Source organism: Gulosibacter sediminis (genome assembly GCF_014904065.1).
GTDB lineage: Bacteria > Actinomycetota > Actinomycetes > Actinomycetales > Microbacteriaceae > Gulosibacter > Gulosibacter sediminis.
The window spans coordinates 190,262-214,802 of the sequence record NZ_JACXJG010000005.1 but is presented as its reverse complement, the minus strand read 5'-3'; the positions used below and the strand labels follow the sequence as shown (position 1 = coordinate 214,802).

The window sequence follows — 24,541 nt, the reverse complement described above, 5'->3', positions numbered from 1 at the left end:
ATCCTTTCATTGCGAAAAAACCAATCTTACCCCTCGGCTCACTCGCGACCGAGGTCACGGTGCTTCACCGAGACCGCGACGTCACGGCGCTCGCGCAGCTTCGAGGCGAGGTATTCGGTCATCGCGACTGAGCGGTGCTTGCCGCCGGTGCAGCCGACCGCGATCATTGCGTGGCGCTTGTTCTCGCGAGCGTAGCCCGACAACACCGGGTCAATCATGGCGAGAAAGCTTTCGGCAAATTCCTTCGCGCCGGGCTGGTGGACCACGTACTCCGAGACGCGCTTGTCGCGGCCGTTGTAGGCGCGCAACTCGGCCACCCAGAACGGGTTCGGCAGAAAGCGCATGTCGAGCACGAGGTCGGCGTCGACGGGCAGCCCATATTTGAACCCGAAACTCATCACCGTCAACCGGATCTTGTCTTGGTCTGGAGCGCCGAAGCGCTCGCTGATGCGTCGGGCAAGCTCGTGCACGTTGAGTTCGGAGGTGTCGATGACGATGTCTGACATGCTGCGGATCTCGCGCAGTCGGGTGCGTTCGCGGTGAATCGCGTCGAGGATCGTGTCACCGTCTTCCTGCAGCGGATGCGGGCGGCGCGATGACTCATAGCGGCGGACGAGCGTGTCGTCGGTCGCGTCAAGGAACAGCACGTGCACCTCGTGCGTCTTGCGCAACTCGGCTGCGAAGTCCTCAAACTCGTCGATGAGGCGGCCACCACGAATGTCGACCGCGACCGTCAGCTTGGGCAGCGAGTCTCGCGCCTTGGCCGCGACCTCGATGAGGGGGCGAATCATTTGCGGCGGTAGGTTGTCGACCGCGAACCAGCCGAGGTCTTCAAAGCCCTTGAGCGCGGTCGAGCGCCCCGCACCGGACATGCCGGTGACGATGGTGATCTCCTGGCGCTCCTGCGCGCCAGGCACGGTCAACCCAGTTCCATTAGCTCCACCAAAAGTCACGCTGTGCTCCTTGCTCGCAAGACGGATCTCACGGCGCCCCGTCGACGACTAGCCTAGCGACCATCGCCTGAGCTTCCGGCGGACAGCGCAGTTCGGATCGCCGCCGCGGTCGCCGTGCCAATGCCCGAAACCTCGAGCAATTCATCCTCGCCCGCCGCCCGCAAGCGCTTCACCGAGCCGAAGTGTTTCAGCAGCTCGCGGATCCGCGCGGGGCCAAGACCCGGCACATCGGCCAGCTGCGAACGGATGTCGCGGCTTCGCGACTTACGCTGCGCCGTGATCGCGAAGCGGTGGGCTTCGTCGCGCAGTCGCTGCACGAGGAACAGCGCCTCAGAGGAGCGCGGCAGGATCACTGGGAAGTCGTCGTCGGGCAGCCAGAGCTCCTCGAGCCGCTTCGCGATGCCAGTAATGGTGATCTCCCCTACCCCGGCGTCGTCGAGCGCCCGCTTGGCCGCCGCGACCTGGGGCTGGCCGCCATCAATCAGCAGCAGCTGCGGTCGGTACGCGAACTTGTCGCCCTCCTTCGGCGCCTCCTCGGCATTGAGGTACGCGAGGCGCCGCGTGAGCACTTGGTAGATCGAGTCTGTGTCGTCAGTGGTGTTCGCGATATTGAATCGACGGTAGTCACGCTTCTTCGGGAGGCCATCTTCGAACACCACCATCGACGCGACAACGCCCGTTCCCTGCAGGTGCGAAACGTCATAGCACTCGATGCGCAGCGGCGCTTCGGCCATGCCGAGCGCCTCGCGCAGGTCGTTCAGGGCATCGGTGCGAGAGACGAAGTCGGCGGTACGCTTGAGCTTGTACTGCTTCAGCGCTTCGGTCGCGTTGAACTGGGCGGTCTTGAGCAACTCGCCCTTCACGCCGCGCTGGGCGGTGCGGAGTTGCACCCGTGAACCGCGCACCTTCGTGAGCACCTCCTCGAGCGCGACATGGTCATCGGGCAGCGACGGCACGATCACCTCGCGGGCGGGATGCTGCTCCTGTGCCCCGTACACATCCTGCAGCACCTGCTGCATGAGCGTTGCGGTGTCGACGTCGAGTTCTTTGTCGAGCACCCAGCCGCGCACGCCGCGGATGCGGCCGCGGCGCACCGAGAACAGCTGCACCGACGCTGCCAGCTCGTCTTCCGCGAGGCCGTAGACATCGGCGTCGGCCTTGTCTGGCAGCACCACGGCGGACTTCGCGAGCACCGCCTCGAACGCGCTGATGCGGTCGCGAATCGTGGCCGCATCCTCGTACCGCATCTCGATGGCGGCGAGTTGCATCTGCGCTGTCAGGTCGTCGAGGATCGAGCGGTCATACGTCTCCATGATGCGCACGAACTCGTCGACGCGCGCACGATGCTCCTCGATCGACACTTGCTGCGAACAGGGCCCGCCGCAGCGGCCGATCTGGCCTGCAAAGCATGGCTTGCCGGTTTGCATCGCCCGGCGGTAGTTCGTGTCGTTGCACGTGCGAATCGGCAGCACCCGAATCATGAGGTCGATGGCCTCGTTCACCGCCCAGACCTTCGGGTACGGCCCGAAGTACCGGGCGCCCTTGATGTGGGTGTTGCGGGTCACCATGACGCGCGGGGCCTCGTCGGCGAGCGTGATCGCCATGAACGGGTACGATTTGTCGTCCTTCAACCGCACATTGAATGGCGGCGAGTACTCCTGAATGAGGCTGTACTCGAGCTGCAGCGCTTCGATCTCGTTCTGGACGACGGTCCACCGCACCGTCGAGGCCGTCGTGACCATGCGCCGCGTTCGCTCGGGCAGCGTCTCGAGCGCCGCGAAATAATTCGCGAGTCGCTGCCTCAGCCGCTTTGCTTTGCCGACGTAGAGGATGCGGCCCGAGGCGTCGAGCCAGCGGTACACGCCCGGTTTGTCGGGAATGTCCGCCGGCTTCGGCCGCCACTCGAGGTAGGTGCTCACGAGCGTCGGGCGATACCGAGGATGTCGGCGAGGAACTCGCCTGTCGCGCTCGCCCCGACCGTTGCCACCTTCTCTGGCGTGCCTTCGGCCACGACTGTGCCGCCGCCGGCTCCGCCCTCGGGTCCCATGTCGATGACCCAATCGGCGCTCTTGATGACGTCGAGGTTGTGCTCGATCACGATGACCGTGTTGCCCTTGTCGACGAGGCTCTGGAGCACCATGAGCAGCTTGCGGACGTCCTCGAAGTGCAGACCCGTCGTGGGCTCGTCGAGCACATACACGGTGCGGCCGTTCGAGCGCTTCTGCAGTTCCGTCGCGAGCTTCACGCGCTGCGCCTCTCCGCCCGAGAGCGTCGTCGCCGCCTGGCCGAGGCGAACGTAGCCGAGCCCCACATTGACGAGGGTCTGCAGGTAGCGGTGGATCGCGCTGATCGGCGCGAAGAACTCCGCCGCCTCCGAGATGGGCATCTCGAGGACTTCGGCGATGTTCTTGCCCTTGTAGAGCACCTGCAGCGTCTCGCGGTTGTACCGCTTGCCGTGGCAGGTCTCGCACTGCACGTAGACGTCGGGGAGGAAGTTCATCTCGATCTTCAGCGTGCCGTCGCCGTGGCAGGCCTCGCAGCGGCCGCCCTTGACGTTGAACGAGAACCGACCGGCCTGGTAGCCGCGCACCTTCGCCTCCGGCGTCTCGGCGAAGAGATTGCGGATGCGGTCGAACACCCCCGTGTAGGTGGCCGGGTTCGAGCGCGGCGTGCGACCGATCGGTGCCTGGTCGACGTGCACGACCTTGTCGAGTTGGTCGACGCCGTTGACTCGCGTGTGCTTGCCCGGCACCTGGCGGGCGCCGTTGAGCTTGTTCGCGAGGACTTTCTCGAGCACGTCGTTGANACGACTTGCCCGAGCCCGAGATGCCGGTCACTGCCGTGAGCACGCCGAGCGGGAAATCGACCGTGACGTTCTGCAGGTTGTTGGCCCGCGCGCCCACAACCGTGAGCTTCCGCTTCTTGTCGAGCTTGCGGCGCTTCGACGGCGTCGTGATCTCGCGGCGGCCGGCAAGGTAGTCGCCGGTGATCGACTGGCGGTTCGAAATGAGCCCCTCGTAGCTGCCCGAGTGCACGACCTCGCCGCCGTACTCCCCCGCGCCGGGCCCGATATCGACGATCCAGTCGGCCGTACGAATCGTGTCTTCGTCGTGTTCGACGACGATGAGCGTGTTTCCGAGGTCGCGCAGCTTTTCGAGCGTCTCGATCAGGCGGCGGTTGTCGCGCTGGTGCAGGCCGATCGACGGCTCGTCGAGCACGTAGAGCACGCCCGTGAGGCCGGCACCGATCTGCGTGGCGAGGCGGATGCGCTGGGCCTCGCCCCCCGAGAGGCTGCCGGCCGAGCGCGCGAGGTTGAGGTAGGTGAGCCCCACTTCGGTGAGGAACTCGAGGCGAGAGCGAAGTTCGCGCAGCACCTGGGCGCCGACCTTCGCCTCGCGCTCCGAGAGGTCGAGGTTGGTGAAGAAGTCGAGCGCATTGTCGAGCGACATGAACGTCGCGTCGGCGATGGACTTGCCGGCGATCGTGACCGCGAGCACCTCGGGGCGCAGGCGCGCGCCGTCGCACGCTGGGCAGGGCACCTCACGCAGGTACTGCGACCAGCGGTCCCGCTTCGCGTCGGACTCGGCCTCGGCGAACTGCCGTTCGATGTAGGGGATGACGCCCTCGAAGCCCGAAGAGTACGTGACCTGACGACCGAAGCGGTTGCGGTACTTCACCCGTACCTTGAAATCCTTGCCGTGCAGCAGCGTCTGCTGCACGTCCTTCGGAAGCTTGCGCCACGGCGTGTTGAGGTCGAAACCGAGCTCTTCGGCAACGCCGAACAGCAGTCGCTCGTAGTACTGGTAAAGCGACTTACCCTGCGACGACCACGGCAAAATCGCACCCTCGACGATCGAGGCGTCGGGGTCACCAATCATCAGGTCTTCGTCGACGGCCATGCGAATACCGAGGCCATCGCAGGCGGGGCATGCGCCGAACGGCGCGTTAAACGAGAACGTGCGCGGCTCGATCTCGGACAGCGCGAGGGCGTGGCCGTTCGGGCACGCGAGGTTCTCAGAGAACGACTCTTCAGCGTCGTCGCCCTCGGCATCGACGTACTGGATCGTCACTCGACCCTGCGCCAGCCGTAGCGCGGTTTCGAGCGAGTCGGTGAGCCGACCGAGCAAATCATCACTCGCGACGAGGCGGTCGACGATCACCGAAATATCGTGCTTGTACGACTTCTTCAGCGTCGGCGGGCTCGCGAGCTGCACCCGCTCGCCATCGACCACCGCGCGCACAAAGCCCTGCTGCGAGAGCGACTGCAGCAGGTCGACGAACTCGCCCTTCTTCTGCTGTACGACGGGCGCAAGGACTTGATAGCGGGTGCCGGCCGGCACCTCCATGAGGGTGTCGGCGATCTGCTGCACGGTCGAGGCTTGGATGCGCTCGCCGCACTCGGGGCAGTGGGCGATGCCGATGCGCGCCCACAGCAGGCGCATGTAGTCGTAGATCTCGGTGATCGTGCCGACCGTCGAGCGCGGGTTGCGGTTCGTCGACTTCTGGTCGATCGAGACGGCCGGGCTCAGGCCCTCAATGATATCGACGTCGGGGCGATCGACCTGCCCGAGAAACATGCGCGCGTACGACGAGAGCGACTCGACGTAGCGGCGCTGCCCCTCGGCAAAGATCGTGTCGAAGGNACGACTTGCCCGAGCCCGAGAGCCCGGTAAACACGACCAGGCTGTCTCTCGGCACCTCAACATCGACGTTTTTGAGGTTGTGCACGCGTGCGTGCTGCACGCGCAGCGAGGTGAGCTGGCTAGTCTTCGCAGATAATTTCGGCACCCGACAAGAGTACGTCGCGCCAGCGACATGGTTCGCTGGATTCGCTGGCGGCGCAGTGCCTAGTCGTTCGCCGCCGCGAGCTGACCGCAGGCTCCGTCGATCTCCTTGCCGCGGGTGTCGCGCATGGTGGTGGGAATTCCCTTTGCTCGCAGTCGCTCGACGAATTCGGCAGCGACCTCGGGCTCGGACGACGTCCAGATCGAACCAGGTGTCGGGTTGAGGGGAATCGGGTTGACGTGCACCCAGCCGCGCCCGCGTTCGTTGAGTTTGTCGGCAAGCAGGTCGGCGCGCCAGCCGTGGTCGTTCATGTCCTTGATGAGCGCGTACTCGATCGACACCCGGCGGCCGGTCTTGTCGAAGTACTCGCGAGCGGCGTCGAGCGCCTCATCGACCTTCCAACGGCTGTTCACCGGAATGAGGTCGTCGCGCAGTTCGTCGTCAGGGGCGTGCAGCGACAGGGCAAACGTCAGCGGCAGCTCCTCATCGCTGAGCTTGCGGATCGCCGGCACGAGGCCGACCGTTGAGACAGTGATGCCGCGCGCCGACATGCCGAGGCCCTCGGGTGTCGGGTCGACCATGCGGTGCACGGCGTTCATGATGCGCTTGTAGTTCGCGAGCGGCTCGCCCATGCCCATGAACACGATGTTGTGCACGCGCTCCGGCACGCCGTCGGAGCGGGTGCCTCCGAGTTCGCCCGCGGCAATCGCGCGGTTCGCCTGCACAATCTGGTCGACAATCTCGGCCGTTGACAGGTTGCGCGTCAGCCCGTTCTGGCCGGTCGCGCAGAAGGGACAGTTCATGCCGCAGCCGGCCTGCGACGAGACACAGAGCGTGATGCGGCCTGGGTAGCGCATGAGCACCGACTCGACGAGCACGCCGTCGAAGCACTTCCACAGGAACTTGATGGTGTCGCCGTTGTCGGTGCGCAGGCGCCGCACCTCGGTGAGCAGCGGCGGCATCGTGTCGGCGACGAGCTGCTCGCGGGATGCGGCGGGCAGGTCGGTCATCTCGTCGGCGCTCGCCGTGTGGTGCTGAAAGTAGTGCGTCGACAGCTGCTTCGCGCGGAACGCCGGGTGCCCGAGCTCCTTGAGGCGCTCCTGGCGCTCGGCCATCGACAGGTCGGCGAGGTGCACCGGGGGTTGCGTGCGCCGCTGCTTGGCGGCGAACTGCAGCTGGGGTCGGCCATCGGCGCCCATCGGCTGAATCCAGCCCTCGGCGGTGGGGCGAACCTGCGGGCGTGCGGCTCGCCGCTCGCGAAGTCGTTTGCTCGTCTGCTCGCTCATCTGCCCAATTATCCCCTATGCCACGCAGGAATGCGCGAATCGAGTTCTGCGGTGATCGCACTACCCCGCAGCAGCAGCTCATCGAGCTGGGCCCGCTTCGCGACACTCGCGCCGGGGTGCATGAGAATGAGCTGAGCGCCGTTGAGCTCAATGTCGTGGCCGAGCCCGTGGACGGAGAACACCTGCATGATGTCGGGCGAGATCACCTCGAGCATCTCGCGCTCACGACCGCGCTCAGTGAACGTGCGAAACTGCGTCGGGAAGTGCCCCTCGAGATCCCAGCGCACGAGGGTGCCGGTCCACCTTCGCCACTTGCCGTTCTGTGTCGCGTCGAAGAACGTGTGTGGGATTCTTAGCGGCATGCCGGCTGCGAGGTAGGCGAAGCGCGTGACCGTGACGGTGCGCTTGCGGCCCTTGGCGGAACGCTGTTCTTCGGTAACCTCGAAGTCGCCGAGCTCGAACGGGTGCCCCTGGGCGACGCCGCGAACCACGTGCGAGTGCCAGCGAGCGTCACCGGGTGCCTGGAAGCCCACGCCGCGCAGGTGCGCGCCGGAACGGTAGCCTACGAATTCGAGCCCGTTCGCCCGTGCCAGCGCCGCCACGCGCTGCTTGCGGAAGGCGTCGCGAAAGAAGCGGACAATGAAGAACACCGCGACCCCAAACATCACGAGCGCGAAGATCAGACCCGGCACGGCGGTGAGCCGGGCCGACGTCGGCGTCGCCGCATCCGTTCGGTCGATGCCGGTGATGAGCTGCGTGAGACCGCTGATGACCGCAAAGAGGGTAATCGCGCCGATGATGGCGCCGAACACCAGCACGAAGATGGCCGTTGCCCGCGCAGATCGAAACGCCTCCCGCACTGATCCCGCGCGGCCGGCAAGCGCAGAGGTAGCAAGCTGACTGAAAGAAGCGTGCATCTGCGCCACTATGCGTGCCCGGCCCGTTCCATGTTGCGCAGGTCTTTCTTGAGCTCCGCGAGCTCGTCGCGCAGCCGCGCCGCGAGCTCGAACTTGAGTTCGCCGGCGGCCGCGAGCATCTGCTCGTTGAGGTCGGCGATCATCTGTTCAAGTTGGTCGGCCCCCTCGGCGGCGATGCCCTCGTGGCGCAGGTTCGGCGGCGCCTTGCGGCGCGGGTCGGTCGCGCGGTCGCCGAGGAGCTCCTGCGTGTCTTGTCCCTCGCGCATGAGCACCGCGGTGATGTCGTTGATCTTCTTCCGCAGCGGTTGCGGGTCGATGCCGTGCTCAGTGTTGTAGGCGATCTGTCGCTCGCGCCGCCGCTCGGTCTCTTCGATCGCGAAGCGCATCGCCTCGGTCTCCTTGTCGGCGTACATGTGCACCTCGCCCGACACGTTTCGGGCCGCGCGGCCGATTGTCTGGATGAGCGAGGTCGCCGAGCGCAGGAAGCCCTCCTTGTCTGCGTCGAGGATCGCGACGAGCGAGACCTCGGGCAGGTCGAGGCCCTCGCGCAGCAGGTTGATGCCGACGAGCACGTCGTAGACGCCCGCGCGCAGCTCGCTGAGCAGCTCGACGCGCTTCAGGGTGTCGACGTCGGAGTGGAGGTACCGCACCCGCACCCCGTGCTCACCGAGGAAGTCGGTGAGTTCCTCGGCCATCCGCTTCGTCAGCGTCGTGACGAGCACGCGCTCGTTGCGCTCGATGCGCTCGCGGATCGTCTCGAGCAGGTCGTCGATCTGCCCCTCGCTCGGCTTGACGACGATCTTCGGGTCGATGAGGCCGGTGGGGCGAATGATCTGCTCGACGACGCCGTCGGCCTGCGCGAGCTCGTATTTGCCCGGCGTGGCCGAGAGGTAAACCGTCTGGCCGACGCGCTCCTTAAATTCGTCCCAGCGCAGCGGCCGGTTGTCGAGCGCGGAGGGCAGGCGAAAACCGTAGTCGACGAGGGTGCGCTTGCGCGAGGCATCGCCCTCATACATCGCGCCGATCTGCGGCACCGTGACGTGCGACTCGTCGATGACGAGCAGGAAGTCGTCGGGGAAGTAGTCAAGCAGGCAGTGCGGTGGCTCGCCAGGCTGCCGACCGTCGATGTGCAACGAATAGTTCTCGATGCCCGAGGTGAAGCCGATCTGCTCCATCATCTCAAGGTCGAACGACGTGCGCATCTCGAGGCGCTGGGCCTCGAGCAGCTTGTTCTGCGAGTTGAGTTCGTCGAGTCGCCACTTCAGCTCGTCACGAATGCCATCCATCGCCCGGTGCATCACGTTCTCGCTCGCCGCATAGTGCGAGCCAGGGAAAATGCTCACCGAGTCGGTCTGTCGCACCACGTTGCCGGTGAGCGGGTTGAGCATCGAGATCGCGTCGACCTCGTCACCAAACATCTCAATGCGCACCGCGAGCTCTTCGTAAACCGGGATGATCTCGATCGTGTCGCCGCGCACACGGAACGTGCCGCGCTGAAAGGCCACGTCATTGCGCGTGTACTGCATCGAAATGAAGCGGCGAATGAGGTCGTCGCGCGCGATCACATCGCCGACGTGCAGCGCCGCCATCTGGCTGTAGTACTCCTCGGGCTTGCCGAGACCGTAGATGCACGACACGGTCGACACCACGACCACGTCGCGCCGCGACAGCAGCGAGTTCGTCGCCGAGTGGCGCAGGCGCTCAACCTCATCGTTGATCGAGCTGTCCTTCTCGATGAAGGTGTCAGTCTGCGGTACGTAGGCCTCGGGCTGGTAGTAGTCGTAGTACGAGACGAAATACTCGACCGCATTGTTGGGCAGCAGCTGGCGAAACTCGTTCGCAAGTTGTGCCGCCAGCGTCTTGTTGTGCGCCATCACGAGCGTCGGCCGCTGCACCTGTTCGATGAGCCAGGCCGTAGTGGCGGATTTACCGGTACCAGTGGCGCCGAGCAGCACGACGTCGGTCTCGCCGGCGTTAATGCGACTCGTGAGTTCGGAAATTGCCTGCGGCTGATCGCCGGCCGGCTGATACTCGCTCACCACTTCGAACGGGCGCACGCTGCGTGTGGGTTCCATGCCTTCAACCCTACGTCGGGCCACCGACACGAGCCGCGGAGCGCATCCAGGCACGCGCGGGCACCGCTGAAGGCCTGATCCGAGCGATTAAGCTACGCAACGTGGCGGATGACTCTCGATACGGTGTGCTGGCGGCAAGCGCCGAGCACGAACTCGAGATCAAACGATCCCGCTTTCTCGGCTATGCCGAGCGCGTCTCGACCGAGTCCGAGGCCCGCGACTACATCGAGCTCGTTCGCGCCGAACACCGGCTCGCCCGCCACCACTGCACCGCGTTCACGCTCGGTCCGGAGCGCCNGCATCCAGCGTTCGAACGATGACGGCGAGCCGAGCGGCACGGCGGGCGTGCCCATGCTCGATGCCCTGACGAAGTTTGTGCGGCCGGGCGCGCCGAGCCCCGATCTCTCCGACATCATCATCGTCGTGGTGCGCTACTTCGGCGGCGTATTGCTCGGAGCCGGTGGCCTCGTTCGTGCCTACTCCGACACCGTCTCGCAAACGCTCGCGTCGGCCAAGTTTCTGACGCGCGAACGGCTCGCCCGCTACGCCGTCGACGCGCCCATCGCGCAGGTAGGCCGCTGGGAAAACGAGCTGCGGGCCGCGGGAGTCGAAGTGCTCGGCACCGACTACGGACCCGCCAGCGCGACTCTTCGGCTCGCGGTACCCGACCAGCAGGATGCCCGCGAGCAGTTCCTCACCCGCCTCGCCTCGATCACCTCGGGCGAGGCTTCACCGACCGAGCTCGAACCGAGCTGGGTCGACGTTAGTCGTCGCTGATGCGCTCCTCGCGCGGCGTGGTCACCGGCATGCCGTCGTAGCTGATCTCGTCGTCGTCGAGGCGATCCGTGATGCGCAGGCGCGAATAGAGTTCGTCGACGAGCTCGATCGTGTCAGAGATCGGGCGGGTCGTGTCGAGCACGACGTCCGCGATCCGCCGTCGCTCTTCGTCGCTCGCCTGCGCCTCGATCCGTGCCAGCGCCTCCTCGCGCGTCATGCCGCGGTCGGCGATGAGCCGATCGACGCGCACCTCTGCGGGGGCGTCGGCCACCCAGATCTCGTCGTAGTCGTAGTTCGAGCGGGTCTCGGCGAGCAGCGGAATGTCGTGCACGAAGATGGTCGAGGGATCAGCCGCGCGCTCCGTCTCGATGCGCTNCCTCGGTGATGCGGCGAATCTCAGGATGCGTGAGGTCATTCAGCGCGCGGCGAGCGTCCTCGTCCGCGAACACGATGTCAGCGAGCGCGGCACGGTTGAGCGAACCATCGGCCTCGAGGATGCCCTCTCCGAACTGCTTCGCGATCGCCTCGAGCACTGGCTGTCCCGGCTCGACAATCTCGCGAGCGATCTCGTCGGCGTCGATGATCACGGCGCCGAGCTCGCGCAGCCGATTGGAGATGGTCGTCTTGCCGGAGGCGATGCCGCCGGTGAGCGCGATGGTGGTCATGTCGCTACCTCCTCGAATCAACGGTGACTCCCGTTCTGTCAGACTACTGCCACAGGAGGTTCAATTGCTGGAACTACTCACCGGAACGGGACTCGCCGCCGCGGCCGGGCTCGGTGCCTTCCTCCCGATGCTCATCCTCGGGCTGCTCGATCGGTTCACCGACCTCATGACCTTGCCAGCAGCGTGGGACTGGCTTTCGAGCGATATCGCGCTCGTCGTGATCGGTGGGCTGACGGTGCTCGATCTTGTCGCCGACAAGATTCCCGCCATCGACACCGTCAACGACATCGTCCAGACCGTCGTTCGCCCAGCATCCGGCGGCATCGTGTTTGGCGCCGGCACCTCGGCGCAGACCGTGAGCCTTGACGAACCGTCGCAGTTCTTCTCAGCGCACCTCTGGGTGGCGATCGCGCTCGGCGCGATCATCGCCCTCGTGACGCATCTCACGAAGACGTCGACTCGGGCCGCCGTGAACGCGATGACGGTCGGCGCATCCGCCCCGCTGCTCAGTACCGGCGAGGACGCGATGAGCTTTGGCCTCGTGGCGAGCGGCGCCGTGCTCGCGCCGGTGCTCGTGCTTGTGCTGCTCGCCGGGCTGTTCGTCATGGCCGTGGCGGTGACGCGGCGACTGCGTGGGATGCTCGCGCGGCGCAATGCGCGCTCCGCCACGGGGAACGGCTGAGGCGGGCCCCGCCAACAAGGAAACGGCCCGGCTCGATTGAATCGAGCCGGGCCGTCTACTGACTACCGGGAATTAGTTACCCGAGAGCTTCTCGCGAAGCGCGGCGAGCGAAGCGTCGTCGGCAAGGGTGCCGAACGCGTCTTCCGACTCGCTCGAGAAGGCCGAACCGCCCTGCTCGGTAGCCTCGGGGGCGTTCGCCTCGGCCTCGATCGCGCCGCGGACCTGCTCCTTGTGAGCTTCCCAACGCGACTGGGCGAGCGCGTACTCCTGCTCCCAGGCCTCACGCTGTGCCTCGAAGCCCTCGATCCACTCGTTGGTGTCGGGGTTGAAGCCTTCGGGGTACTTGTAGTTGCCCTGCTCGTCGTACTCGGCGAGCATGCCGTAGGTGGCGGGGTCGAAGTCGGTGCCCTCGGGGTCAACGCCCTCGTTCGCCTGCTTCAGCGACAGCGAGATGCGGCGACGCTCGAGGTCGATGTCGATGATCTTGACGAAGAGCTCCTTGCCAACCGAGACGACCTGGTCGGCGGTCTCGATGTGGTGGTTCGACAGCTCCGAGATGTGCACGAGGCCTTCGATGCCGTCGGCGACGCGAACGAACGCACCGAACGGAACGAGCTTGGTGACCTTGCCGAGCACGATCTGACCGATCGCGTGGGTGCGAGCGAGCACCTGCCACGGGTCTTCCTGCGTCGCCTTCAGCGAGAGCGAAACGCGCTCGCGGTCCATGTCGACCTCGAGCACCTCGACGGTGACTTCCTGGCCAACCTCGACGACCTCCGAAGCGTGGTCGATGTGCTTCCAGCTGAGCTCCGAGACGTGGACGAGGCCGTCAACGCCGCCGAGGTCGACGAACGCACCGAAGTTCACGATCGACGAGACAACACCCTTGCGAACCTGACCCTTCTGGAGCTGGTTGAGGAAGTTGGCGCGGGTCTCCGACTGGGTCTGCTCGAGGAGCGCACGGCGCGAGAGCACGACGTTGTTGCGGTTCTTGTCGAGCTCGAGGATCTTCGCCTCGATTTCCTGGCCCAGGTACGGGGTGAGGTCGCGGACGCGACGAAGCTCGATGAGCGAAGCGGGGAGGAAGCCGCGGAGCCCGATGTCGACGATGAGGCCACCCTTGACGACCTCGATGACGGTACCGGTGACGACGCCGTCGTCTTCCTTGATCTTCTCGACATCGCCCCAGGCGCGCTCGTACTGTGCGCGCTTCTTCGAGAGGAGGAGGCGACCTTCCTTGTCTTCCTTCTGGATGACAAGTGCTTCGATCTCGTCGCCGAGCTCAACAACCTCGTTGGGGTCGACGTCGTGCTTGATCGAGAGTTCACGCGAGGGGATGACACCCTCGGTCTTGTAACCGACGTCGAGGAGTACCTCGTCACGGTCGATTCGAACGACGGTACCGGTGATGAGGTCACCGTCGTTGAAGTACTTCATCGTCTCTTCGACCGCGGCGAGGAAGTCCTCAGCAGTGCCGATGTCGTTGACGGCGATCTGCGATTTAGCCGATTCGGTCGTGGTGTTCGTCATGTAGTTGGTACTCCAGCTGGATAATTGTGTCGGCCCGATTCGACGCCAGCAGCTCGCGCCGCTGTCCTGTGCCGAATGGGAAACGGATAGTTGTAGACGCACAAAAGTGCTCTACAAGCCTACCTGAGAATCCGCCGGAATTCCAATTTGGTACGCCCTACGAAATCACCTAGGAGTCGAGCAAAGTCGACCGTATCAGGAACCGTTTTCCGGTCGGCCCCTCGAGCGAAAAACCGGCGCCGCGGCCGGGCACAGCGTCGACGAGCAAGCGAGTGTGCCGCCAGTACTCGAACTGTTCCCTCGACATCCAGAACTCGAGCTCGCTCGAGCCATCACCCGAGCTGTTCGGAAGCTCGAACACGCCGAGCAGCACGTCGGCATCGCCGGTGAGAAAGTCGCCCGCCGGGTAGCACATCGGGGCTGAACCATCGCAGCACCCACCGGACTGATGAAACATTAGCGGGCCATTGCGCTCGGCCAGCTCCTGCAGCAGCTCGACCGCCGTCGCAGAAAGCCCGACCCGCGACTGGGTCTCGCCTTCAATCACCGGGCGCGCTTCGATCGCCGGGCTGATCACAACTTCTTCGTTGATCTCGGACATGTCGTCCTCCCTGAACTGGTGACGGGGCGGGAGGCGACCTACGGTCGCCTCCCGCCCGCGCTCAATCCAATCTAGCGGTAGTCGATGACTACGCGGCCATCGATCTTGCCTTGGCGCATTTCGTCGAAGACCTCGTTGATCTCCTCGAGCGGCCGGGTCGCAACCGTCGGGTGAATGAGGCCGCGCGCGTAGAACTCGAGCGCCTCCTTGAGGTCGCGGCGGGTGCCCACGATCGAGCCTCGAATCGTCAGGCCCTTGAGCACGACCTCGAAGATCGGTGCCGGGAAGTCGCCGGCCGGCAGGCCAACGAACACGATCGTGCCACCGCGGCGGGCGAAGCCGATTGCCTGGCCGAAGGCGGCGGGATGCACGGCGGTCACGACCACGCCGTGCACACCGCCCGTCGCCTTCTGGATCGCCTCGATCGGATCCTCGTTCTTGGCGTTAACGGTGATCTCGGCGCCGTGCTTGCGCGCGAGCTCGAGCTTCTCATCCGCGATGTCAACCGCTGCGACCCGCAGGCCGAGCGCCTTCGCATACTGAATCGCGATGTGGCCAAGGCCACCGATACCGGTAATGGCGACCCACTGGCCGGGGCGGGCCTCGGTGCGCTTGAGCGCCTTGAGCACCGTGACACCGGCGCAGAGCACGGGCGCGACCTCGACGGGGTCGGCGCCCTCGGGAATACGTGCCGCGTAGCGCGTGTCGACGATCATGTGATCGCCGAACGAGCCGTCGACCGAATAGCCACCGTTGCGCTGCTGCTCGCACAGGGTCTCCCAACCCGTCTCGCAGTACTCACACGAGCCACACGCGCTCCACAGCCAGGCGTTGCCGACCATGTCGCCGACCTTGACGTCGGTGACACCGGGGCCGACTGCGACGACCTCGCCGACGCCCTCGTGACCCGGCACGAACGGCGGGCTCGGCTTCACCGGCCAGTCACCCTCGGCGGCGTGCAGGTCGGTGTGGCAAACACCCGACGTGACGAGCTTCACGAGGGCCTGGTTGGGCCCGGGCTCGGGCAGTTCGTAATTGGTTTCGACGGACAGGGGCTGCTGGAATGCCGTGACGACCGCGGCCTTGATCTGGGTGTTCATCTTCAGGTTCTCCTTTGAACGTTCAGCGAATGATCTTGTTGCGGGGTCGGTCGGCTTAGAAGAAGCCAAGCTTGTTTTCGTCGTAGCTCACGAGCAGGTTCTTGGTGTTCTGGTAGTGCTCGAGCATCATCAGGTGGTTCTCGCGGCCGATGCCCGAGGACTTGTAGCCACCGAACGCCGAGTGGGCGGGGTACGCGTGGTACTGGTTCACCCAGACGCGACCAGCCTGAATCGCGCGGCCGGCGCGGTAGGCGGTGTTCTGGTAGCGCGACCAGACGCCCGCGCCGAGACCGTAGAGCGTGTCGTTGGCGATGCGGATGCCGTCGTCGAAGTCGTCGAACTTCGTCACCGCGACGACGGGCCCGAAGATCTCCTCCTGGAAGATGCGCATCGAGTTGTCCCCCTCGAAGATCGTCGGGTTGACGTAGTAACCGCCCGCGAGGTCGCCGCCGAGGTCGGCGCGCTCGCCACCGATGCGCACCTTGGCACCCTCCTGTTTGCCGATGTCGATGTAGCTCAGGATCTTCTCGAGCTGGTCGTTCGACGCTTGCGCACCGATCTGTGTGTTCGTGTCGAGCGGGTTGCCCTGCACGATCTTGCTCGTGCGCTCGGTAACGGCGTCGAGGAAGTTGTCGTAGATCGACGCCTGCACGAGCGCACGCGATGGGCACGTGCAGACCTCGCCCTGGTTGAGCGCGAAGAGCGTGAAGCCCTCCTGTGCCTTGTCGAAGTACGCGTCGTCCTGCTGCATGACGTCTTCGAAGAAGAGGTTCGGCGACTTGCCGCCGAGTTCGAGGGTGACGGGGATGATGTTCTGCGAGGCGTACTGCATGATCAAGCGGCCGGTCGTCGTCTCGCCAGTGAAGGCAATCTTCGAGATGCGCGGGTTCGAAGCGAGCGGCTTACCAGCCTCGACGCCGAAGCCGTTGACGATGTTCACGACACCGGCGGGCAGCAGGTCGCCGATGAGCTCGAACAGGTAGAGGATCGAGGCCGGCGTCTGCTCGGCAGGCTTGAGTACGACGCAGTTACCCGCCGCGAGCGCAGGGGCGAGCTTCCACGTCGCCATGAGCAGCGGGAAGTTCCAGGGGATGATCTGGCCGACGACGCCGAGGGGCTCGTGGAAGTGGTAGGCCGTCGTATTGTCGTCGAGCTGCGAAAGCGTGCCCTCCTGTGCCCGAATCACGCCGGCAAAGTAGCGGAAGTGGTCGACGGCGAGCGGAATGTCGGCGGCGAGAGTTTCGCGCACGGGCTTGCCGTTGTCCCAGGTCTCGGCGACGGCGATCTTCTCGAGGTTTTCCTCGATGCGGTCGGCGATGCGGTTGAGTACGAGCGAGCGCTCGGCGACGGAGGTCTTGCCCCAGCCCTCCTTCGCGGCGTGCGCGGCGTCGAGGGCGGCTTCGATGTCTTCCGCGGTGCCGCGGCCGACCTCGCAGAAGACCTGGCCGTTCACCGGCGAGATGTTCTCGAAGTACTCCCCCTTGACGGGGGCCACCCACTCACCCCCGATGTAGTGCTCGTAACGGCTGCGGTACTCCATCACGGCGCCCTGGGTGCCGGGGTTCGCATAAACGGTCATGATGCTCCTTGACTTCGTTGTCGTGGATCTCCGATTCGTGCAGCTGAAATGCACGTGTCATGACCGTAGCGAGGGGAAGGTTGCAGTTGGGTTGCACGCCTCCTAGCGCGCGCCGAGTTGCGCGACGAGGCCGGCGCGCTTCGGCGAGCGCGGCGGCAACAGGCGCAGCAGTTCGAGTTGCACCTCGGCATCGTCGTCGTTCCCCGGCACCTCGAGCCAGGCGAGCAGGGCTTCGGCGCTCGCGAATTCGAGCAGTGCCTCGCGCAGGGTTGCGCGCGTGCGTTCACGCAGCGCGACGATGCCCGGGGCGTCGGAAGCCGGCAGCACGGCGCCGCGGTAGTCGCGCAGGGCCTGGCGGTGCGCGCCTCGGTCGACGGCGTCGAGCACCTGGCCTGCGTCGGTGCCGAGCGGCACCGAAAGCCGGTAGGGGCGCGACTCAAGCTGAACCCCCGGCAGCGCCGTACCGAGCACCTGCCGCAACCTTACGAGTTCGGCGCGGAGCGTGACGGCAGGGATGCCCTGCTCGTGCATGAGATCGGCCAGTTCGCCGCTGCGCAGGCCCTCGGGGTGGGCCGCGAGTAGGGCGAGCAACTCGGAATGCCGGCGGCTCAGCTCGACCGGCGCGGCGTCGGGCGACTCGAGGCGGGCAACGTCGCGGCCGAGCAGCCGCAGGCACGGGCGCGACGGCGCCGCCTGTGTGGGCGCCACGCGCATGCCGGTGCGGAAGTGGCGCAGCTGCTCCTCGGTCTCGATCGCGCGCGCCGTGGCGCGCAGCATCGCGAGGCTCGCCGAGCTCACGGCGGCGGCGCCACCCGTGATGTCGAGCACGCCGAGCACCTCGCCGGTCGCGAGGTTGTGCACGGGCACGGCGGTGCAGCTGAATGGATGCACGGTCGGCGCGAAGTGCTCGTCGCCCGCCACGAGCACGGCTCGGTTGGCGATGAGGGCCGTGCCCGGCGCGCTCGTACCCACGGTGTCCTCCGACCAGTCGGCGCCGGGAACGAAGCCCATGTCGGCCACGGCGCCGCGCATCCGAGGATCGCCGTCGACCCAGAGCAGGCGGCCGGCCGCGTCCCCGAGCGCGACCACGAGCCCGCTCTCGCGCAGGGGTTCGCCGAGCAGTTCGGTAACCATGGGCAGGTACCGCGCGAGCGGGGTCTCGCCGCGCCATTCGCGCACGTCGTCGAGCGCGATGGCCGCGCGCGGCATCGCGTTGTCGGGCGAACCGAGCGCACGCACCGAACGGTCTCGCGACGCCGCGATGACCTCGCCCATGTAGGACAGTTGCAAACTCACCCTGACCTCCTTGTCACGGTGCTGCGAGCATACGCCAGCCGCCTGGTGTCGTTCTGAGGCTTCGCCGCCGCGATAGTTACAGCACGGAGCCCGGCAGCTCGGCGCCGGACTCTCGGCCAGTGAGGCGTCGAACCAGCGCGAGCCCGTGCCCCTGCGCGAGGGCGAGGCCGCGGACGAGCTCGGTCGCCTCGGCGAGCGCCGCGGCGGGCGGCTCGTAGCTCACCCCGGCGGCCTGCGCGATGTCGCTCGAGTGCACGACAAGTTCGAAGGTTCGCGTGGGCAGGTAGGTGTGCAATCGCATCCCGCCCGCGGCAGTTTCGATGACCGGGTCGGTGTCGCGCACGCGGCCGAGGGCGGTGACCACGTCGTCGAACGCGAGTCGCACGCCGGCCGGAACGTCGTCGCCGAGCTCGCGGCCGGAGGCGACGCCGCGCGCCGCGACCACCGGCGCGTTCGCGGGGTCGCGGCACGCTTCGAAGTACTCGATCGCATCAGCACGCTCGATGCGATCGGCCGGGCGGTCGAGATAGATGGCAACCGTGCGCAGGGCTCGCGTCGTGTGGCCGATGAGGTCGCGGAGGTTCCACGTGCCGAGCGCGGGCTCGGCGAGCATGCCCGCCGGCACGCGATCGACCAGCTCGACGAACGCGGCGGCCGCGGCGAGAAAGCTGGCGTCGAGTGCCGGCGGGACGAGCGTCATCGCGAAGCACCGTCCGCGTAGAGCCGCCGCACCGCGGTGCGGAGCGTGTCGAGGCCGCAGCCGCCGATAGCGAGTGCGCGGCGGTGGAACTCCTTGAGATCGAAGCTCTCGCCCTCAATCTGCGCGATCTCGTCGCGGAGGTCTTCCCACACCCGCTGGCCGATCTTGTACGCCGGCGCCTGACCCGGCCAGCCGAAGTAGCGCTCGACCTCGAACTTCACGAACGGGGCGTTCATGTTCACGTTCGCGCTCATGAACTGCAGCGCGGACTCGAAGGTCCACGCGCCGCCACCTGGCATCTGCTTGCCGAGGTGCACGCCGATGTCGAGCACGACGCGGGCCGCGCGCATCCGCTGCCCGTCGAGCATGCCGAGCCGGTCGGCCGGGGTCTTGAGGTAGCCGAGGTGGTCCATGAGCTGCTCGGCGTAGAGCGCCCAGCCCTCGCCGTGCCCGCTCGTCCAGGCCTCGCGGCGCCACGAGTTGAGCGAGTCGCGCAGGTACACGGCCTGACCGATCTGCAGGTGGTGACCCGGCACGCCCTCGTGGTACACGGTCGTCAGCTCGCGCCAGGTGTCGAACTCGGTGACGCCCTCGGGCACCGACCACCACATGCGGCCCGCCCGCGAGAAGTCGTCACTCGGGCCCGTGTAGTAGATGCCGCCGGTCTGCGTCGGTGCGATCATGCACTCGATGCGCTGCACCGGCTCGGGAATGTCGAAGTGGGTGCCGTTCAGTGCGGCGACGGCCTCGTCGGCGGTGCGCTGCATCCACCGCTGCAGTTCGTCGGTGCCGTTGAGTCGGTGTTCGCCGGCCTGGTCGAGGTGCGCGATGGCCTCCGCGACGGTGGCGCCCGGGAGGATCTCGCGGGCGATCGCCTCCTGCTCGACGCGCATTCGCTCGAGTTCCTCGGTGCCCCACTCGTAGTACTCGTCGAGATCGACGCGGGCGCCGAGGAATTCGCGCGACGCGAGCTCGTAGAGGTCGCGGCCGACCGCGTCGTCGGTGCGAGCCTCGGGGGCGAGCTCGTCGCTGAGGAATCCGCGCAGGCGCGCGAACGCCGCCGTCGCAGCCTCGGCGCCGGACGCAAGCGCACTCGCGTTGACGCCCGACGCCGCCGCACCGCGGCCGGCAAGGTCGTGGAAGAACCCGGCGCCGGGAGCGAATTCGTCGAGCTGGCGCGCACCGATCTCCACCTGGCGGGCCGCCGGCGTGTTGCCGCCCCGCAGCCCCTCGCGAAGCGACGCGATGTACCCGTCAACCGCACCGCCGACGTTCGCCATGCGCCCGGCGATGTCGTGCCAGTCGTCGTCGCCGTCGGTGGGCATCAGGTCGAAGATGTCGCGGATCTCCTGCAGGGGGCTCGCAAGGTTGTTGAGGTCGCGCTGGTACCAGCCCGCGTCAATGCGCTGGCCGCCGAGCTCGAGCACGCGGTCGAGGTCGAGCTTCGTGACGACGTCAACGTCGTCGACCGCGTCGAGGGCGACAAGCTCGCGCCGGGTCGCCGCGTAGAGCTCGCCGAGGGCGGCCACGCCGTTCGGCGAGTAGTCCTGGTACTCGGTCTTGTCGCCCTCGCTCCCCCGGTACACCCGCGACTCGGGTTGGAGGGCGGTCGTCGCGTCGACGAAGCGTTCGGCAAGGGCGTCAATTTCGGTGGGCTCGCGGTGCGTCATGCCGCTACCCTACCGACGCGCCTCCGTGGGCTCGCCGCGGAGCTCGCGCAGCAGCAGGGTGCCGCCGACCGCTGCCGCGGGTGTGCCGACGACGGCGCCGAGCGGAATGAGAAACGAAAGGTACACCGCGACGCCGAAGCCGAGCGACTTGGCGCGGTTCGAGGAGAGCAGTTGCTGCCGCACGGTCAGCGGGATGCCGCGGGCATCCCCTGGCGTGCCCGTAAGATCGACGGCGAACGCGCGCCCGGCAAAGTACGCACCGAGCAGCCAGCCGATGAGTGAGCCCACGAGCGGCAGCAGGCCGCAGACGAACACGATCACTGCGGCGAACAGGCCCATGCCGAACAGCCGCACCCCGTCGCCGATGCCCCGGCGTACCGAGGGCCAGAACCCTTCGTCGATGGGGTCGACGCCNCCGAGCTCGCGGTCGACGCGCTCCTGGATGTTGTCGATGAACGGCGCCGCGATCGTCAGCGTGACCGCGGCAAAGGTGAACACCATGGCCGCGAAGCCACCCACCAGGAACGCACCCGCGACGGCGACCCGGATGATCGTCTGCCATGGCTCGGCCCACGACTCGGCGAAGGGTGTGAGCCGCACCGCGAAGTCGTCGACGCTGCTGAACAGCCATACGAGCGCGATGCCGTAGAGCACCGTCGTAATGAGGGCGGGCACCGCGCCGATGGCCAAGAGCTTCGGGCGCCGGGCCCAAAACCCGACGCCCCGGAAGAAGAGGCCGATACCACTCGCGAACTCCCCCACGCTAGTGGCCCGCGGTCTCCCAGTTGGCGCCGCGACCGACCGAAACGTCGAGCGGCACGCTCAGCGTCGCGGCGCTCGCCATCTCCTCGCGCGCGATGGCCTCGAGGGCGGTCTCTTCGCCGTGAGCCACCTCGAACACGAGCTCATCGTGCACCTGCAGCAGCAGGCGCGACTCGAGTTGTTCAGCCCGCATCCGAGCATCCACGCGGAGCATCGCGAGCTTGATGATGTCGGCCGCAGACCCCTGAATTGGCGCGTTGAGCGCCGCCCGCTCGGCGTTTTGCCGCGCGAGCCGGTTCGTCGAATTCAGGTCGGGGAACGGCCGGCGGCGCCCGAAGATCGTTTCGGTGTACCCGGTGCTGCGCGCCTGCTCGACCGATTCGCGCAGGTAATCGCGCACCTTGCCGAAGCGCTCGAAGTAGCCGTTCATCAGTTCGCGGGCCTCGGCCACCTCGATGCCGAGCTGTTTCGAGAGCCCGAACGCGCTCAGGCCGTAGACGAGGCCGTACGACATCGCCTTCACCTTGCTGCGCATCGTCGGGGTGACCTCGCTCGGGTCTACACCGAACACCTGCGAGCCGACGAAACGGTGCGTGTCCTCGCCCGAGTTGAACGCGGCGATGAGCGCGTCGTCGCCCGAGAGGTGCGCCATGATGCGCATCTCGATCTGCGAGTAGTCGGCCGTGAGGAGGCCCTCAAAGCGCTCGTCGCAAGTGAAGGCGCCCCGGATGCGCTGGCCCTCGGCCGAGCGAATCGGAATGTTCTGCAGGTTCGGATCGGTCGACGCGAGCCGCCCGGTGGACGAGCCCGTCTGCAGGTAGGTGGTGTGGATGCGCGTGTCGTCGCCGACCGCGCGGATGAGCGCGTCGATGATCTGCTTGAGCTTCGTGGCGTCGCGGTGGTGCCGAAGCGCGCCGAGGAACGGATGCGGTGCCTTCGCCTCGAGTTCCTCGAGCGACTGTGCGTCAGTCGAGTAGCCGGTCTTGGTGCGACGGGTCTTCGGCATGTCGAGCTTCTCGAACAGCACGGTCTGCAGTTGCTTCGGCGAGCCAAGGTTGATCTCCTCGCCGCCGATCGCCGCGAAGGCCTCCTGCGCGTACTGCGCGACCTTCTCGCCCTGTTCCGACGAGAGCTGCTCGAGCAGTGGCACGTCGATGTGGATACCCGTGTACTCCATATTCGCGAGCACGAGTTCGAGTGGCGACTCGATGTCGGTGAACACCGGGGCGGTGGGCTCGGGCAGCCGTGCCTGAGCGGCGAGACCCCCGCGGAGCGCGTACCAGGCCTCCGCCGCGAAGCCGGTGCCCTGCTCATCCTCAACCTCGAGAAGCTGGTTCGGGTCGGTCTCGGGCATCGACTCGCCGAGGTACTGCTGCACGAGCTCCGACAGTCGCTTCGGCGGGCTAAGCGGGTTCACGAGGAACGCGGCGAGCTGTCCGTCGAGAATCGGTCCGCCGAGCGTGACACCGGCGGCGCGGGCATGCTTCAGGGTCGGCTTCGCGTCGAACATCCACTTTGCTGCGTCACTCTCGAGCCACGCGACGAGTGGCTCATTCGCCGCCACGTCGTTCACCGACACGGCAGACTGCTCGGTCGCCAGCGCCGCATCGATCTGACCCGACTCACCGATGCGCAGGACCAGCCCGAGCGGCTGGTCCTGCGCATCCCTCAGCCAGGTCGTGAGTTCGTCGCCCGCGAGCTGCTCGCGCACCTCGACGTCGTCGAGCGCACCGTCATCGTCACTCGTCGCAACCGCGCCGTCGCGTTCGGACGCGAGCTTGAGCACGCGGTCCTGCAGCGTGCGGAACTGAAGGCGGGTGAAGACCTCGCGCACCGCATCCACGTCAATTGGGTGAATGTCAAGATCGTCCGGCTTCAAGTCGAGCTCGACGTCGCGCAGCAGCTGGTTGAGCTTGCGGTTGCGGATCGCGTTCTCGCGGTGCTCGCGGAACGACTCGCCGACCTTGCCGGTGAGCTCGTCCTCGTGCTCGAGGATTCCTTCGAGCGAGCCGAACTGATTAATCCACTTCGCCGCCGTCTTTGGCCCGACCTTGGGCACACCAGGCAGGTTGTCGGCCTTCTCTCCGACCATCGCCGCGAGGTCTGAGTACTGGTGCGGCAGCACACCGTACTTCTCGAACACCTTCTCGGGCGTGTAGCGCGTGAGCTTCGAGACGCCCTGCACCGACGGGTAGAGCAGCGTTGTCTGCTCGTTGACGAGCTGGATCGCGTCGCGGTCGCCCGACACGACGAGCACGTCGAATTGCTGTTCCTCGCCCTGGTGCGACAGCGTGGCGAGGAGGTCGTCGGCCTCGAAGTCGTCCTTCTCTAGCCAGTCAATGCCCATCGCCGTAAGGGCCTCCTTGAGCAGGCCGATCTGGCCACGGAACTCTGGCGGCGTCTCGTCGCGGCCGCCTTTGTAATCCTCGTATTCGCGGTTGCGGAACGACTTCGAGCCTGCGTCAAATGCGACGGCGATGTGGCTCGGATTGTGGTCACGCAGCAGCGAGAGCAGCATCGAGATGAAGCCGTGGACGGCATTCGTGTGCTGGCCCTCGGAATTGACGAAACTCTCGACCGGCAGCGCGAAGAACGCGCGGAATGCGAGCGAGTGGCCGTCGATGACCATGAGCGTAGGCTTTGGCTGAGTTGCAGTCACGCAACCAGCCTACGTCGACGAGAGATTGCGATGCCCGAGTCTCAGCCATCTGTGCACCTGGCCCCGGTGCCCGAGCCCGTCATCAACGGCCTCGAGATTCCCGACCAGTTGGCCGTGACGGGCGGACTGGGCGTCGGCGCGCTCGGCGCGGCCATGGGGATGCTCATGGTGCAGCTTTCGCCCGAGCACTCGATTGCGGTCATGCCGGTGGCGCCGAACACGCAGCCATTCGGACTGCTCCACGGCGGCGCCAACTGCGTGCTCGGCGAAAGCCTCGGCTCGGTTGCCGCCTCGCTGCATGCCGGCGAGGGCCGCTACGCGGTGGGCATCGACATCAACGCGACACACACGGGCTCGGCCACATCGGGTTGGGTGACCGGCGAGTGCCGCGCGATTCACCTCGGCGGCAGCATGACCGTGCACGAGGTCGTGATCACCGACGCGAACGGGCGCCGGTGCTCGACGGTGCGCATCACCAACATGCTGCGCACCCGTCGTTAGCGG

The 24,541-nt window shown here is 66.5% G+C and carries 20 protein-coding genes and 1 pseudogene; 4 read left to right on the top strand and 17 right to left on the bottom strand.

Annotation, left to right across the window (positions count from 1 at the left end):
- Positions 1–38: 38 nt before the first annotated feature.
- The 6 genes and pseudogenes from rapZ to uvrB all read right to left on the bottom strand — a co-directional run bounded on the left by rapZ (position 39) and on the right by uvrB (position 10,016).
- On the bottom strand, positions 39–917 hold the full coding sequence (gene rapZ / locus ID132_RS02915) for an RNase adapter RapZ (RefSeq protein WP_125107343.1): 879 nt from the start codon (positions 915–917) through the stop codon (positions 39–41).
- An 89-nt stretch (positions 918–1,006) separates the two neighbouring features.
- Positions 1,007–2,872 carry an excinuclease ABC subunit UvrC gene (uvrC, locus tag ID132_RS13495; RefSeq protein WP_193127813.1) on the bottom strand — a complete coding sequence of 622 codons (1,866 nt, stop codon included), beginning with the start codon at positions 2,870–2,872 and terminating at the stop codon, positions 1,007–1,009.
- Positions 2,869–5,741: pseudogene (uvrA, locus tag ID132_RS13490) on the bottom strand (excinuclease ABC subunit UvrA). The gene uvrC and the pseudogene uvrA overlap by 4 nt, the downstream one beginning before the upstream one ends.
- A 59-nt stretch (positions 5,742–5,800) precedes the next feature.
- Positions 5,801–7,024: a dual-specificity RNA methyltransferase RlmN gene (rlmN, locus tag ID132_RS02900; protein WP_193127812.1), complete on the bottom strand. Its 1,224-nt coding sequence runs from the start codon at positions 7,022–7,024 to the stop codon at positions 5,801–5,803.
- An 8-nt stretch (positions 7,025–7,032) separates the two neighbouring features.
- On the bottom strand, positions 7,033–7,842 hold the full coding sequence (locus tag ID132_RS02895) for a hypothetical protein (RefSeq protein WP_164509675.1): 810 nt from the start codon (positions 7,840–7,842) through the stop codon (positions 7,033–7,035).
- Between the two features lie 107 nt (positions 7,843–7,949).
- The gene (gene uvrB, locus ID132_RS02890; protein ID WP_125105887.1) at positions 7,950–10,016 is read right to left on the bottom strand and encodes an excinuclease ABC subunit UvrB; all 2,067 of its coding nucleotides are present in this window, start codon (positions 10,014–10,016) and stop codon (positions 7,950–7,952) included.
- Between uvrB and ID132_RS14610 the strand changes: the two genes are divergently transcribed.
- Together ID132_RS14610 and ID132_RS02885 are read left to right on the top strand one after the other, a co-directional pair.
- A complete protein-coding gene (locus tag ID132_RS14610) occupies positions 10,004–10,336 on the top strand; it encodes a YigZ family protein (RefSeq protein ID WP_459562424.1) in 333 nt (110 codons plus the stop codon). The two genes, uvrB and ID132_RS14610, sit on opposite strands and share 13 nt — an antisense overlap.
- 25 nt (positions 10,337–10,361) lie before the next feature.
- On the top strand, positions 10,362–10,793 hold the full coding sequence (locus ID132_RS02885; RefSeq protein WP_413229343.1) for a YigZ family protein: 432 nt from the start codon (positions 10,362–10,364) through the stop codon (positions 10,791–10,793).
- Here ID132_RS02885 and ID132_RS14290 read toward each other — a convergent pair.
- Both ID132_RS14290 and coaE read right to left on the bottom strand, forming a co-directional pair.
- A complete protein-coding gene (locus tag ID132_RS14290) occupies positions 10,780–11,124 on the bottom strand; it encodes a dephospho-CoA kinase (protein WP_328743527.1) in 345 nt (114 codons plus the stop codon). The genes ID132_RS02885 and ID132_RS14290 overlap by 14 nt on opposite strands.
- 16 nt (positions 11,125–11,140) lie before the next feature.
- Positions 11,141–11,458, bottom strand: coding sequence for a dephospho-CoA kinase (gene coaE, locus ID132_RS14285; RefSeq protein ID WP_268898483.1), 318 nt, complete (start codon positions 11,456–11,458; stop codon positions 11,141–11,143).
- A 64-nt stretch (positions 11,459–11,522) separates the two neighbouring features.
- On the opposite strand from coaE, the gene ID132_RS02875 reads away from it, so the two are divergent.
- The gene (locus ID132_RS02875) at positions 11,523–12,140 is read left to right on the top strand and encodes a DUF4126 domain-containing protein (RefSeq protein WP_193127811.1); all 618 of its coding nucleotides are present in this window, start codon (positions 11,523–11,525) and stop codon (positions 12,138–12,140) included.
- 72 nt (positions 12,141–12,212) lie between these two features.
- Here ID132_RS02875 and rpsA read toward each other — a convergent pair whose 3' ends face one another.
- The 9 genes from rpsA to polA form a co-directional block, all read right to left on the bottom strand.
- Entirely contained in the window at positions 12,213–13,670 is a 1,458-nt protein-coding gene (rpsA, locus tag ID132_RS02870; protein ID WP_125105883.1) for a 30S ribosomal protein S1, read from the bottom strand.
- 169 nt (positions 13,671–13,839) lie between these two features.
- Positions 13,840–14,271, bottom strand: coding sequence for a DUF779 domain-containing protein (locus ID132_RS02865; protein ID WP_125105882.1), 432 nt, complete (start codon positions 14,269–14,271; stop codon positions 13,840–13,842).
- Between the two features lie 71 nt (positions 14,272–14,342).
- Positions 14,343–15,371 carry an alcohol dehydrogenase AdhP gene (adhP, locus tag ID132_RS02860; protein WP_193127810.1) on the bottom strand — a complete coding sequence of 343 codons (1,029 nt, stop codon included), beginning with the start codon at positions 15,369–15,371 and terminating at the stop codon, positions 14,343–14,345.
- A gap of 55 nt (positions 15,372–15,426) precedes the next feature.
- A complete protein-coding gene (exaC, locus tag ID132_RS02855; RefSeq protein WP_193127809.1) occupies positions 15,427–16,950 on the bottom strand; it encodes an acetaldehyde dehydrogenase ExaC in 1,524 nt (507 codons plus the stop codon).
- A 102-nt stretch (positions 16,951–17,052) separates the two neighbouring features.
- Positions 17,053–18,246 (bottom strand): GAF domain-containing protein, encoded by a 1,194-nt coding sequence (locus tag ID132_RS02850; RefSeq protein WP_193127808.1) that lies wholly within the window; start codon positions 18,244–18,246, stop codon positions 17,053–17,055.
- Between the two features lie 76 nt (positions 18,247–18,322).
- Positions 18,323–18,946: a maleylpyruvate isomerase N-terminal domain-containing protein gene (locus ID132_RS02845; RefSeq protein WP_193127807.1), complete on the bottom strand. Its 624-nt coding sequence runs from the start codon at positions 18,944–18,946 to the stop codon at positions 18,323–18,325.
- A complete protein-coding gene (locus ID132_RS02840; protein WP_193127806.1) occupies positions 18,943–20,616 on the bottom strand; it encodes a DUF885 domain-containing protein in 1,674 nt (557 codons plus the stop codon). Before ID132_RS02840 ends, ID132_RS02845 begins: the two co-directional genes overlap by 4 nt.
- A gap of 9 nt (positions 20,617–20,625) precedes the next feature.
- Positions 20,626–21,378: an EI24 domain-containing protein gene (locus ID132_RS02835; protein ID WP_193127805.1), complete on the bottom strand. Its 753-nt coding sequence runs from the start codon at positions 21,376–21,378 to the stop codon at positions 20,626–20,628.
- A 1-nt stretch (position 21,379) separates the two neighbouring features.
- On the bottom strand, positions 21,380–24,007 hold the full coding sequence (gene polA, locus ID132_RS02830; protein WP_193127845.1) for a DNA polymerase I: 2,628 nt from the start codon (positions 24,005–24,007) through the stop codon (positions 21,380–21,382).
- A gap of 60 nt (positions 24,008–24,067) precedes the next feature.
- On the opposite strand from polA, the gene ID132_RS02825 reads away from it, so the two are divergent.
- Complete coding sequence (locus ID132_RS02825; RefSeq protein WP_125105875.1) at positions 24,068–24,538, top strand: PaaI family thioesterase; 471 nt, start codon at positions 24,068–24,070, stop codon at positions 24,536–24,538.
- The last annotated feature ends 3 nt before the right edge of the window (positions 24,539–24,541 follow it).

Excerpts from the sequence above, each read along its gene's own strand:
- rlmN (WP_193127812.1), bottom strand. The coding sequence starts at position 7,024 with ATGAGCGAGCAGACGAGCAAACGACTTCGCGAGCGGCGAGCCGCACGC.
- ID132_RS02825 (WP_125105875.1), top strand. The coding sequence starts at position 24,068 with ATGCCCGAGTCTCAGCCATCTGTGCACCTGGCCCCGGTGCCCGAGCCC.
- polA (WP_193127845.1), bottom strand. The coding sequence starts at position 24,007 with ATGGTCATCGACGGCCACTCGCTCGCATTCCGCGCGTTCTTCGCGCTG.
- exaC (WP_193127809.1), bottom strand. The coding sequence starts at position 16,950 with ATGACCGTTTATGCGAACCCCGGCACCCAGGGCGCCGTGATGGAGTAC.
- ID132_RS02865 (WP_125105882.1), bottom strand. The coding sequence starts at position 14,271 with ATGTCCGAGATCAACGAAGAAGTTGTGATCAGCCCGGCGATCGAAGCG.
- ID132_RS02840 (WP_193127806.1), bottom strand. The coding sequence starts at position 20,616 with ATGACGCACCGCGAGCCCACCGAAATTGACGCCCTTGCCGAACGCTTC.
- ID132_RS02845 (WP_193127807.1), bottom strand. The coding sequence starts at position 18,946 with ATGACGCTCGTCCCGCCGGCACTCGACGCCAGCTTTCTCGCCGCGGCC.
- rpsA (WP_125105883.1), bottom strand. The coding sequence starts at position 13,670 with ATGACGAACACCACGACCGAATCGGCTAAATCGCAGATCGCCGTCAAC.
- uvrB (WP_125105887.1), bottom strand. The coding sequence starts at position 10,016 with ATGGAACCCACACGCAGCGTGCGCCCGTTCGAAGTGGTGAGCGAGTAT.
- adhP (WP_193127810.1), bottom strand. The coding sequence starts at position 15,371 with ATGAACACCCAGATCAAGGCCGCGGTCGTCACGGCATTCCAGCAGCCC.